The organism is Microbacterium rhizosphaerae (assembly GCF_034120055.1).
GTDB lineage: Bacteria > Actinomycetota > Actinomycetes > Actinomycetales > Microbacteriaceae > Microbacterium > Microbacterium rhizosphaerae.
In genome coordinates this window covers 2,162,845-2,174,910 of sequence record NZ_CP139368.1, presented here as the reverse complement: position 1 = coordinate 2,174,910, position 12,066 = coordinate 2,162,845, and the positions used below count along the sequence as shown (strand labels likewise).

Here is a 12,066-nt window from a genome sequence, read left to right as displayed (position 1 = left end):
GGCGCTCACTCCCCCTCGATCGTCACGGCGTCCTCGCCGTCGACCTCGGCCAGTCGCACGCGCACGCGCTCGTCGCGCGAGCTCGGCAGGTTCTTGCCGACGAAGTCGGGCCGGATCGGCAGTTCGCGGTGGCCGCGGTCGACGAGCGTCGCGAGGCGCACGATCGCGGGCCGGCCGATGTCCTGGATGGCGTCGAGTGCGGCGCGGATGCTGCGACCGGAGAAGAGCACGTCGTCCACGAGCACGACGACCTTGCCGTCGATCCCCCCACCGGGGATCTGGGTCGGCTGGGGGGTGCGCGTCGGATTGCGGTGCAGATCGTCGCGGTACATCGTGACGTCGAGCGCGCCCGCCTCGATCGACTCGCCGGAGATCTCGCCGAGGATGCGCGAGATCCGCTCGGCGAGGGTGACGCCGCGTGTCGGGATGCCGAGGAGCACGAGGTTGTCGGGTCCGCGATTGGACTCCAGGATCTCGTGGGAGATCCGAGTCAGGGCTCGAGCGATGTCGGCTTCGTGCAGCACGGTGCGCGTGCTCATCCGCCGCTCCCTTCTCCGCCTCTCTGGACGGTGTTAAAGGTTGCTGGGCTGTGCGCGACCAGTCTATCCAAAACTCTGCAGCGGTCGGACACCCCGCCTCACGGCACCGGAACCAGGAGGGCTTTGCCGATGACGCTCGCCACACCGTCGAGGCCGTGCGCGAAGCGGTCGCTCAGCAGCGGCAGGCCGCGGATGCTCCAGAGGATCTCGGCGTTGCTCCAGGCGTTCTGACGGGCCGCGCTCATGCTCCAGCCCGCGATGGTGTTCTCGACGACGCCGAGCGGCGGGAGGGCGTCCCCGAGCAGCCGCACATCGAGTCCGGTCTTCGCCGTCTCGATCAGACTGTCGAGCGTCGCGTTGAGTGCGGTGAAGTCGCCGTGCTGCACACTGCCGTCATCCGGCGCGATGTCGCGCGCCTGACACGTCGACACGATCGCGAACGCGAGGTCGTGGTTGATGTGGGCGTTCATTCCGGCCAGGGCGCACTGGATGCGGGCGAGCCGCCGGTCGGCGCGAGCAGCGAAGAGCACCTGCCAGCACCCGGGCAGCGCAGACCCGTCGAGGAAGTCCGCCAGCGCCGAGAAGTACAGCCGCGCGAACTCCACGTCGAGGGCCGCCATGAAGCCGGCGTCGGCGAATCCGCCGCCCGCGGCGCGGGTGCCGACCGCATCCGTCACCGTGAGATAGAGGCCGTTGAACCACTTCAGGCCGTCGCCGTCGGTGGTCAGGGTGTCGATCGTCCTCATCAGTGTGACGACGTCGGCGATGCTCGAGAGCGGGACCTGCAGTGCCGCCCGGATCTGCGCGTCATAGTCGAACACACTCGGAAGTGTATGCCGAGACCGCGCACACGCGAGGGGCGGGACGGATCCTCGATCCGTCCCGCCCCTCGCGTGTGCGGCGACGTCAGCTCCGGGACGGCGCCGCGCGCAGAGCGCGGGAGGCGACGACCATCGCGGCGGCGACCAGCACGACATCCTTCAGGATGTACTGCGCGGTCAGGGTCGGTCCCGGCGTGAACAGGTCGCCCGTGAAGAACACGAGCGGCGACAGGATGCCGACGAACGTGAGGGCGAGCAGCGCCAGGGCGAAGCGCTGGAACACGCCCGCGATCAGCAGGATGCCCACGAGCGACTCCATGGCCGCCGTGATGGCCATGGCGGAGTAGCCCGTGACGATCCCGAACGACAGCGAGTGCCACGTGCGCATGACGAGCGCTTCGATCGGGCTCAGGCCCGGGACGAACTTCAGCAGGCCGAACACCAGGAACACGAGCCCGAGCGCCACACGCAGCACGGCGATCGACCAGCGCTCCAGCAGCGTCTTGACGCCGCCCTCGACGGTGGCCTCGAATCGGACGGCACGCGCCCAGGCGGACTCGCGGGCCGGAGCCGGCGCGGTCATGGATCCTGCGCGGACAGGGATGGTTGTCATTGCGACTCCTTCTTAATCTCCGGTTTGGATGAACCGATGATCAAGAGCCGCGGCCCCCTGGCGTGATACGCGACGAGCCCGTGTATCATCGGGCCGCCGGGACGCTCCCCCACACCGCGCCGAGAGGCGAGGCGCGAGCGCGCCCTGGCGATCGCGGCGCTCGCGGTGGTGCTCAGGCGGCCGGAACGGTCGCGTCGCGGTGCAGCGCGTCCTCGACGGCGTGGGCGCGGATCGCGTGCCCCTGGCTCGTGAGGCACTTGCCGCTGCGCAGGTCCCAGCTCCAGTCGTGCAGGCTGCAGGTGAGCACGCCGTCCTCGATCCTCCCGGTCTTCGTCAGGTCGGCGCGCAGATGCGGGCAGCGTCGCTGCACGATCCAGTCGCCCAGCTGCGCATCCTCGGTCTGATCCGACTGCTCGGCGTACCAGTTCTCGACGTACTCGATGCGGTCGCGCGAGAGGCACTTCAGGAAAGTGGTGAGGAACTCGTTGAACTTGCCGCTGCGTCCGACCTCGAACTGCATCGACAGGAAGATCGAGTTCGACCAGTCGATCTCATGATCGGCGATGTTGGTCGAGACGAGATCGGCCGGGATCGTGTACCAGTAGATGCACTCCTCGCCGGCGTACTCGCGCACCTTCGCCTTCGGGAAGTCCACGACCATGTCGAGCTCGCCGATGCGGAAGCGCACGTTGCCGCCGACGCCGTCGCGGATGGTGCGCGCACGGCGCAGCAGCGGCTCCCACCACTCCTTGATCGCCGTGAGCATGTCCGCCGGCGGCAGCACCGGCGCGCGGCGCGCCTCCTCGGCCTGGATCTCGTCCTGGCGGGTGTCGCGCTGCTCGGCGAGGTAGTCCCACTTCTGGCCGAAGATGCGCTCGATCTCGGCATCCGAGAACAGCGTCTGCGTCACCGTCACGGCGGCGTGGTCGAGGTCGACCTGCGTGCCCGGCAGGAAGAGGTAGCCCTTCTGGTCCGGCCGCTGCGCGGCCATGTGGTCGAGGAACTGCTGCTGGTCGGTGAAGATCGCGTCGTCCTCGAGACCCCAGCCGTTGTAGCGGAACAGCTCCTCGCGCAGGAACATCGGCGGTCCGGCCATCGGGAAGACGTGCTCGGCATCCACCTTCTCGATGTAGTACATCGCGCGCTTGTTCTGTGCGTCGCGCTTGAGGCGGGCGAAGTTCTGCTTCGCGTCCTGCGGCAGGTCGTAGACCATCGGCCACCAGATCGCGCCCGAGACCTGGGTGAAGTAGGCATCGGGCTTCGAGAACGAGAGCAGCTTCTCGAGGTCGAGAGGGTGCGAGTCGTTCTGGTTCAGCATGCTCGCGGTGCCGTCGTCGACGCTCAGCGACGAGTCGCCGATCGGACCGTCGCTCGGCGCGCGCAACGGCGTGACCATGACCGTGAGGTCGCCGAACTCCAGCGGGACGCCCGCCTGCGTGTAGACGATGTTGTCGTAGCCGAGGCCGCGCAGGTCGGTCTCGAGATCATCCGTCGGATACTCGGGCAGCAGGACCTTGATGTCCTTCGGCACGTACTTCTGGAGCAGCGCAGGGTCGAAGTGGTCGCGGTGGCGATGCGAGATGTAGAGGAAGTCGGCCGTGCCGAACCGCTCCCAGTCGAGGCCGCGATTGTCGGGGAACGGGAACCAGGAGCCGAAGAAGCTCGGTCCGAGAACCGGGTCGCACAGGATGCTGCCGCCCCTGGTCTCGATGAACATGCCGGCGTGACCGAGCCCCGTGATCCGCATGGAGTCCTCCCGTTTCGAACCCTTCGAGCCTAGCCGAGGGCGCCGTCGCGGCCGGGTCGACCAGCCGTGCAAAAGGCGACTCAGCCCGTTGCTCAGCCGTCGAGCAGTCCGCGGATGTCGGCGGCCGTGAGGGCCTGGCCGAACAGGGCGTCGTCGTCCATCACGGCCTGGAAGAGCCGCGCTTTGCGCTGCTGCAGCGCCATGACCTTGTCCTCGATGGTGTCGGCCGCGATCATCCGGTAGACGTTCACGGGATGCGACTGCCCGAGGCGGTGCGCGCGGTCGACCGCCTGCGCCTCCGCCGCCGGGTTCCACCACGGGTCGAGGAGGAAGACGTACTCGGCCTCGGTGAGCGTGAGCCCGAAGCCGCCGGCCTTCAGCGAGATGAGGAAGACCGGCGCGGAGCCGGACCGGAACCCGTCGATCACGCGCTCCCGGTGGCGCGTCGAGCCGTCCAGAGTGCAGAACGAGATGCCGACGCGCTCGAGCCGCTCCCGCACGAGCGCCAGATAGGAAGTGAACTGGCTGAAGACGAGCACGCGGTGCCCTTCCGCGACGATCTCCTGCAGCTGATCGATCAGCGCTTCGAGCTTGCTCGACGGGATGTGGGCGTGCTCGGGGTCCACGAGTCCCGGAGCGAGGCTCAGCATCCGCAAGAGGGTGAGCGAGCGGAAGACGATGAACCGGTTGCGGTCGAGGTCTTCCAGCAGACCGAGGACCTTCTGCCGCTCGCGCTGCAGCGTCGCGTCGTAGATCGCGCGATGCGAGGGCTCGAGCTCGATCCGCAGCAGCTGCTCCTGCTTCGGCGGAAGCTCCGTCGCGACGAGCTCTTTCGTACGTCTCAGGACGAGCGGACGGATGCGCCGGCGCAGGCGTGCGAGCCGGCCGGCACGGAACGACCCGCCCTCCTGGTTCTCCGGCACCGTGCCCTTCTCGATCGGCCCGATGTACTCCTCCCGGAACCGGCGAGCGGAGGGGAAGAGCCCGGGCGCGGTCAGCGACAGCAGGGCCCACAGCTCGGAGAGGCTGTTCTCCAGCGGGGTTCCCGTGACGGCGTAGCGCGCGTCGGCACGCAGACGCCCCACGGCACGGTGCAGCTTCGTCTTCGGGTTCTTCACGAACTGGGCCTCATCGAGCACCACCGCAGACCACGCGATCTCGGCGAAGGCGTCGGCATCCAGTCGCAGCACGGTGTACGACGTGACGACCACGTCGGCGGAGGCCGCCGCATCCCGCACGGTCATCCGGCGCTTCTTCGCCGTCGCCGCGAGCGTCTCCACACGCAGGTCCGGCGCGAAGCGCGCCGCCTCGGCGCTCCAGGTCGACAGGACGGATGCGGGCGCCACGACGAGCACGGGCCGCCGCTCGCCCGTCGCGCGGAGGTGCTGGATGAACGCGAGCATCTGCAGCGTCTTGCCGAGGCCCATGTCGTCGGCGAGGATGCCGCCGAGCCGATGGCTCCAGAGGAAGGCCAGCCAGTCGAGTCCGGCCTGCTGATACGGCCGCAGCGTCGCGGTGATGCCTTCGGGCGACGCGGCCGTCGCGACAGGCGCCGGCCCCTCCTCGGCGATGGCGCGCAGCCCCTCGGCGAGCGCCCGCCACGCGACCGCGGGCTCGGACCGGTCGGCGAGGTCTTCGAATTCCTCCCAGAAGTCGACCTGGTAGCGGCTGATGCGGACTGTCCCCGGCTCCCACTCGGCGAGCCCGCCGGACTCGTCGATGAGGTCGCGCAGGCGCTGCAGAGCAGGATGCGCCAGCGAGAAGTACGCGCCGTCCTGCAGCAGCATCTTCTTGCGGCCGCGTGAGAGGGCGGTGAACAGCGGGGTGAACGGGATGCGGCGCCCGTCGATCGTCACGATGACGCCGAGGTCGAACCAGTCGGGATCCGGCGATTCGACGGTGGTCACCGTGATCTCGGGAGCGGCCGCGAGTTCGCGGTAGTCGGGGGGAATGCCGGTGACCGCGATCCGTACGCCGGCCAGCGCCTCGAACGTCGGCACGACCGACGTGATGAACTCGGCGGCGTCGGTGTCGTCCAGCATGCCTTCCGCAGCGAACGCCGGTCCGCCGGCGCGATCCCAGGCGTCGCGAAGTCGACGCACGAGCTCCGCCTCGAGGGCCGTGTCGCGCTCCGCATCGCCGAGGTCCGCTGCGAAGGGCTTCGGCGCGGAGCCGGGATAGTCCCACCTCAGCCGGAACGTCACCGCATGGCCCGCGCTGTGCGCGACCTCGACGACCAGCTGCGGTTCGGGAAGCGAGGGCAGCTCGATTCCGTCGGATCCGACGACCCGACTCGTGCGGGCGATCCGGGGATAGTACTCGCGGAGGAAGTCGTCGACGTCCGCAGCCGGGACGACCAGCCCGCGCGGCTTGTCGACCGCGGCGCGCACGGCACCCGTCAGTGCCACCGGCGCGAGCGTGATCGTGACAGCGGATTCGTCGAACGCGAGTGCGTAGACCCCTGTGCGACCGATCGCACGGAGGCCCTCGACCCCTGTGCCGTCGATCGAGGCCCGCGCCCGGAGCGTGAGACCGCCTCGGGGCGCCGCATCGACGGCGAGGGCGATCTCGGCGTGATCGGCGAGCACGATACGGCGGTCCCTGCGGGTCCCGACGAACGGGATGCCGAGCGCCGCCGCGGACGCCAGCTGGGGCCACAGCAGGCGGGAGCCCACCGTGTCGAGCGTGATCCACTCCGAGGTGTCGAGCGGTGCGCCCAGCGTGCGCACATCCCGCGTGAGCGCGTGCAGCTCGGCGAACCACCGAGCCTGCTCCTCGTCGTGCGGCCCGCCGGGCCGGCGCAGCGATTCCCACGACACGTCGCCCTTGACCCAGCCGCCCGTCGAGTGGCTGCGCACGCACGGACGGATCCCGAGCAGCACCTCGCGATCTGCGCGAACCGACCCGGCGATGCGAGCCTCCTGCGTCCGCGGCGGCGCCCAGGGCGAACGCTGCGGGAGGCGCTCGCGCAGCTCGAACGCCAGGGCGAGCGGGATTCCGGACGCCCGCGCACCCGCACGGTCCGCCAGCAGCTCCCGCCAGGAGGCTCCCCGTCCGCCCGAGGCCGCGGACGGCTCGGAAGCGGAGAAGGATGCCGGCACGGCATCCACGTTAGGCGACACCGGGGACACGGCGTCCGCGAGTGGGCGGACTCAGGCGGAGCGCGCGACCCGCGCCAGCACGCCGTGCACGAACGCGCCCGATTCCTCGGTCGAGAACTCCTTGGCGAGATCCACGGCCTCGTCGATCGCGACCGCGGACGGCACCTGGTCGTTGTACAGGATCTCCCACGTCGCGATGCGCAGCAGGGCGCGGTCGACCGTGGGCATGCGAGCGAGCGACCAGTCCTTGGAGGAGGTCGTGATCATCTCGTCGATCTCGTCGCGGTTGTCGATGATGCCGTCGACGATCTCGCGCGCGTACAGCCACGACGCCTCGCGCGCCGGCTCGTTCGCCGCCCGCTTCGCCTCCGCGGCGAGGACGACGCCGAGGTCCTCGTCCCGTACGTCGGCCTGGAAGAGGATGTCGAGGGCGCGCTTGCGCGCCTTGGTGCGTGCGCTCATGAAGGGCGCGTCAGCTCACGCGGCCGAGGTAGTCGCCCGTGCGCGTGTCGACCTTGACCTTGGTGCCCGTCTCGAGGAACAGCGGGACCTGGATCTCGTAGCCCGTCTCGACGGTCGCGGGCTTGGTGCCGGCCGACGAGCGGTCGCCCTGGAGGCCCGGCTCGGTGTAGGTGATCTCGAGGACGACGGATGCCGGCAGGTCGATGTAGAGCGGGTTGCCGTTGTTGAGGGCGATCGTGACCTGCTGGTTCTCGAGCAGGAAGTTCGCGGCATCCCCCACCGTCGCTGCGGGGACCGTGATCTGGTCGTAGTCGGAGACGTCCATGAAGACGAAGCCGTCGCCGTCGTTGTAGAGGTACTGGAAGTCGCGACGGTCGACGTTCTCGATCTCGACCTTCGCGCCGGCGTTGAACGTCTTGTCGACCACCTTGCCGGTCAGGACGTTCTTCATCTTGGTGCGGACGAACGCTCCGCCCTTGCCCGGCTTGACGTGCTGGAACTCCACGATGCTCCAGAGCTGACCGTCGATGTTGAGGACGACGCCGTTCTTGATGTCTGCAGTGGATGCCATGGCTGAAAGGTTCCGTTCGTGAAAGTCGATGGGCGAGCGATGCCTGCGCGGCAGGCGACCCGACGTCCGATTCTACGGGATGCCGCGCCCCGGCCCGCGGAACGGCCGCTCAGCCCTGCATCGGACGCACGATCGGGAGGAACACCTCATCCATGATCGCCGTGATCTCGTCCTCGCTCAGGGGCGCGGCAGGACGCCGAGGTCAGCCGTCGGCCTGGCCGGTGATGACGTCGATCAGCCGCGTCACGGCATCCGCGTAGCCCGTCACGCCGTGGCCGATGACGTGCACGATCGCGGCATCCGCGACGTACGAATGGTGGCGGAACTCCTCACGCTGCATGATGTCGGAGATGTGCACCTCTGCGACGGGCAGACCCACGCCCAGGAGGGCGTCGCGCAGCACGACGGAGGTGTGCGTGAGGCCGCCGGGATTGATCACGATGCCGTCGCAGTCCTCCCGCGCCGCGTGGATCGCGTCCAGCAGGACGCCCTCGTGGTTGCTCTGCACGGAGCGTACGACGAAGCCGCGGGATGCCGCGGCCTCCGCCGCGATCCGCTCGACATCGCTGAGGGTCTCCGTGCCGTAGATCTCCGGCTCGCGCGTGCCCAGCAGGTTGAGGTTCGGTCCGTTGACCAGCAGGAGTCGGCGCGTCGTCACGTGGGCACCATACCAAGATCGGGCGACGCTCACAGGCCCGCTCCCTGGGCCGACAGACGCACCGGCGCATTGCCGGCTCCATATCCGTCGTAGCCTGCGCGACGCTCGACGAACTCCCAGAAGACGGTGCCGACGGTGCAGGTGTAGAACTGCAGGTACTCCGCCTCGCCGTCCCGGTCGTAGACCATTCCGAGGTCGCGGAGCTCCTCGAGGAACGCGGGGTCCAGCGGGAAGCGCGCCGCGAGGTCGGCGTAGTAGTTGTCGGGGATGCGCAGGGCATCCAGTCCCCGCCCCCGCGCGGAGCGCGCGAGCGCACGCGCGTCGCTGCAGCGGACGGCCACGTGCTGCGCGAGCCCGCTCGAAGGTCCCGATGTCTCGAAGCTCGAGGGCGCGACATTCAGGGGAAGCCGGACGCTCCCGTCCGGCGACCGCATCACCCTGCTCTGCACGAGGCCGCGCGGACTCGCGACATCGGTGGCGCTGACCGGTTCGAGCGAGAACACCGAGGTGTAGAACAGCACGGCTTCGTCGATCGCCTGCCACGGCTGAGTCAGACTCACATGATCGATGGCGAGGATGCCGGCATCCTCGGCGCTCTCCCGCGGTGCGCCATGCTCGAACTCGGCCGTCCAGGCCGGCTCCCCCGCATCCCTCGCCGCCGACCAGAAGATCTGCGTGCCATCCGGTGCGATCGCGGCATCGAGCGCCTGTTCGGAGGTGTACGTGCGCCGGTAGGCGATCGGCGTGCCGAGCTCGCGTGCCCGCGCGCCGAGCCTGTCGGGGTCGGGGACGAGAAGGCCGATCGCCGCGAGGTGCGGCTGGACTCCCACGGCATGCTGCTCGTTGAGAACGATCCGCGCGTCCCCGGCGCTCCACAGGGTGACCGGCTTCGTCCGGTGCCTGCCACGCGCGGTGAAGCCCAGCTGCGCGAGCATGACCTCGATGCCGGAGGTGTCCGCAGCGGTGATCTCGGCGAAGTCGAACCCGGTCGGGGCAGGCGAGCCGGGAAGCCGATCCAGTCCCGTGACCGCAGCGGTGCCCATGCCGGGCAGGCGGCAGACGGCATCCTCCAGCCACCGCAGCGAGCGTCTCGCGTGGACCGCCGTCCCCTGCACGTCCGTCTGCCGGAACGTGTCGTTGAACACCTCCAGCGACAGCGGGCCGGAGTATCCGGCCCGAACGACGTGCGCGACGAACCCGGCCAGGTCGAAGCTCCCCTCGCCGGGGAACAGCCTGTGATGACGGCTCCACGACAGCACGTCCATCGTGACCGCGGGTGCGTCGGCGAGCTGCAGGAAGAAGATCCGCTCTCCCGGGATCCCTTCGATCGCGGCCGGATCGTGACCGCGCGAGAGGATGTGGAAGGAGTCCAGACACAGGCCGACCGCCGGGTGGTCGGCGAGCTCGACGATGCGCCACGCCCGACGGTAGTCGTCCACGAACCGTCCCCATGCGAGCGCCTCGAAGGCGATCCGGATGCCGTAGCCCTGGGCGAGCTCGCCGAGCCGGCGCAGCTGGCTGGCACTGACGTCGTCGTCGTCGACCGTCGCGGTGCCGACGTTGCTGCAGCACAGCACGAGATCCATGCCGAGCCGCTGCATCAGCTCGAACTTCGCCCGGGCCCGGCGCAGTACGTCCGCGAAGGTCTCCTCGTCGACTCCCTCGACGTCGCGCATCGGCTGGTAGAGATCCAGGGCGAGCCCCAAACGCGCCGCCAGCGCACGGATCTCCTCCGGGCTCTCGAAGGCCGAGACGAGGTCCGGCTCGAAGATCTCGACACCGTCGAAGCCGGCCGCAGCGCAGGCGTGGAGCTTCTCGACGAGCGTGCCGCTGAGGCAGACGGTGGCGATGGAGGTCTTCATGGCGAGCCAATGTACCAGACGGTACATTGGCTCGGAAGACCGTCCACTCCTCCCCGGCGCCCGACAGCGACTCGGATAGTCTGCCCTCGTGGCATCCATGCAGCGCGACGCGGAGCGCACCCGGGCAGAGCTGCTCGCCGTCGCGACCGAGGTCTTCGCCGAGGACGGCTACTCCGGCGCTCGCGTCGACGACATCGCGGAGCGCACGCGCACGACGAAGCGGATGATCTACTACTACTTCGGCAGCAAAGAGGGACTGTACCTCGCGGTGCTGCAGGACGCCTACAACGGCATCCGCGACGCCGAGCGCTCGATCGACGTGGACCACACCGATCCCCTGCCCGCGATGCGCCAGCTCGCCGAGCTGACGTTCGATCACCATGTGACCCACGATGCGTTCATCCGCCTCGTGGCGATCGAGAACATCCACCGGGGTGAGTTCATCAACCGGCTCGAGTCTCTGCCCACGGCATCGCAGCCCGCCGTCACGCGGCTCGACGAGATCCTGCAGCGCGGCCGCGCCACGGGTGACTTCCGCGACGACGTGCAGGCCCTCGATGTGCACCTGCTCATCAGCTCGTACTGCGTGTTCCAGGTCGCCAACAAGTACACGTTCGGCCACCTCTTCGGCGTCGACTTCGACGACCCGGCACAGCGCCGCCACATGCGCGCGATGATCGGCGACATCGTCGTCGCGTGGCTCACGGCTCGCTGAGCCGACACCTCTCCTGCAGCGCGTGTTGACACGCCGGATACGGCGTGGTTCACTATGGACGTACCAGTTAGTACATTACGAACGAACGAAGGAGTTCGCGTGAGCGAGTCGCCCCGCTACCTCGTCGGCCTGGTCGGCACGGGCGTGACGCCGTCCCTCACGCCGGGCCTGCACATGGCCGAAGCGCGGGCCCTCGGCATCGACTACCTCTACCGCCCCATCGATCTGACGACCCTCGGGCTGGCTCCCGACGACGTGCCCGACATCCTGATCTGGGCGCGGCGCTTCGGCTTCGACGCGCTCAACGTGACGCATCCGTGCAAGCGGCTCGTCATGGAGTACCTCGATCGCATCGATCCGCTCGCGGCCGCGCTGGGTGCGGTGAACACCGTCCTGTTCACCGATGAGGGGATGGTCGGCTACAACACCGACACGACCGGCTTCGAGACGGCCTTCACCACGGGACTCCCGGATGCGCCTCTGGACGACGTCGTCCTCCTCGGCGCCGGCGGGGCGGGATCAGCCGTCGGCGACGCCCTCCTCCGGGTCGGCGTCCGCCGCCTGACGGTCGTCGACATCGACCGCGACCGCGCGTTCCAGGCAGCGGTCGACCTCGAGGCGCGCCATGACGCGGTCATTCGCGCGGCGACGCACGAGAGCCTGCCCGGCCTGCTCGCGCGCGCCGACGGCGTCGTCCACTGCACACCGACGGGGATGCACGATCACCCCGGCATCCCCTTCTCCCCCGCCCTCCTCCGCGCCGACCTCTGGGTCGCCGACATCGTCTACCGCCCGCTCGAGACCGAGCTGCTCCGCGCTGCGCGCGCGATCGGCTGCCGGACCCTCGACGGCGGACAGATGGCGGTCTTCCAGGCCGTCGACGCCTTCACCCTCATCACCGGCATCCGCCCCGACGCCGATCGCATGATCGGCACCTTCCGCCAGCTCGTCGCAGACGACGAGCTCGTCAGTTAGGA

General features: G+C 69.3%; 10 protein-coding genes and 1 pseudogene. 2 read left to right on the top strand and 9 right to left on the bottom strand.

Annotation, left to right across the window (positions count from 1 at the left end; all coding sequences use genetic code 11):
* Positions 1 to 5: 5 nt before the first annotated feature.
* From pyrR to SM116_RS09605, 9 genes and pseudogenes are all read right to left on the bottom strand, one after another.
* Positions 6 to 542, bottom strand: a pseudogene (gene pyrR, locus SM116_RS09645) (bifunctional pyr operon transcriptional regulator/uracil phosphoribosyltransferase PyrR); the annotation flags it as partial.
* 95 nt (positions 543 to 637) lie between these two features.
* Complete coding sequence (locus SM116_RS09640; RefSeq protein WP_320940771.1) at positions 638 to 1,360, bottom strand: DUF5995 family protein; 723 nt, start codon at positions 1,358 to 1,360, stop codon at positions 638 to 640.
* Between the two features lie 85 nt (positions 1,361 to 1,445).
* On the bottom strand, positions 1,446 to 1,973 hold the full coding sequence (locus SM116_RS09635; RefSeq protein WP_320940770.1) for a DoxX family protein: 528 nt from the start codon (positions 1,971 to 1,973) through the stop codon (positions 1,446 to 1,448).
* Positions 1,974 to 2,145: 172 nt separating this feature from the next.
* On the bottom strand, positions 2,146 to 3,720 hold the full coding sequence (locus tag SM116_RS09630) for a Rieske 2Fe-2S domain-containing protein (protein ID WP_320940769.1): 1,575 nt from the start codon (positions 3,718 to 3,720) through the stop codon (positions 2,146 to 2,148).
* A gap of 92 nt (positions 3,721 to 3,812) precedes the next feature.
* The gene (locus SM116_RS09625; RefSeq protein ID WP_320940768.1) at positions 3,813 to 6,821 is read right to left on the bottom strand and encodes a DEAD/DEAH box helicase; all 3,009 of its coding nucleotides are present in this window, start codon (positions 6,819 to 6,821) and stop codon (positions 3,813 to 3,815) included.
* A 51-nt stretch (positions 6,822 to 6,872) separates the two neighbouring features.
* Entirely contained in the window at positions 6,873 to 7,283 is a 411-nt protein-coding gene (nusB, locus tag SM116_RS09620; RefSeq protein WP_320940767.1) for a transcription antitermination factor NusB, read from the bottom strand.
* A 10-nt stretch (positions 7,284 to 7,293) separates the two neighbouring features.
* Positions 7,294 to 7,854 carry an elongation factor P gene (gene efp, locus SM116_RS09615; protein WP_320940766.1) on the bottom strand — a complete coding sequence of 187 codons (561 nt, stop codon included), beginning with the start codon at positions 7,852 to 7,854 and terminating at the stop codon, positions 7,294 to 7,296.
* 202 nt (positions 7,855 to 8,056) lie between these two features.
* Positions 8,057 to 8,512, bottom strand: a complete 456-nt coding sequence (locus SM116_RS09610; RefSeq protein WP_320940765.1) for a type II 3-dehydroquinate dehydratase — start codon at positions 8,510 to 8,512, stop codon at positions 8,057 to 8,059.
* A gap of 29 nt (positions 8,513 to 8,541) precedes the next feature.
* Positions 8,542 to 10,374, bottom strand: coding sequence for a bifunctional sugar phosphate isomerase/epimerase/4-hydroxyphenylpyruvate dioxygenase family protein (locus tag SM116_RS09605; protein WP_320940764.1), 1,833 nt, complete (start codon positions 10,372 to 10,374; stop codon positions 8,542 to 8,544).
* A gap of 97 nt (positions 10,375 to 10,471) precedes the next feature.
* Between SM116_RS09605 and SM116_RS09600 the strand changes: the two genes are divergently transcribed.
* Both SM116_RS09600 and SM116_RS09595 read left to right on the top strand, forming a co-directional pair.
* Positions 10,472 to 11,089, top strand: a complete 618-nt coding sequence (locus SM116_RS09600; protein ID WP_320944150.1) for a TetR family transcriptional regulator — start codon at positions 10,472 to 10,474, stop codon at positions 11,087 to 11,089.
* Positions 11,090 to 11,188: 99 nt separating this feature from the next.
* Positions 11,189 to 12,064, top strand: a complete 876-nt coding sequence (locus SM116_RS09595) for a shikimate dehydrogenase (protein ID WP_320940763.1) — start codon at positions 11,189 to 11,191, stop codon at positions 12,062 to 12,064.
* Positions 12,065 to 12,066: the final 2 nt, after the last annotated feature.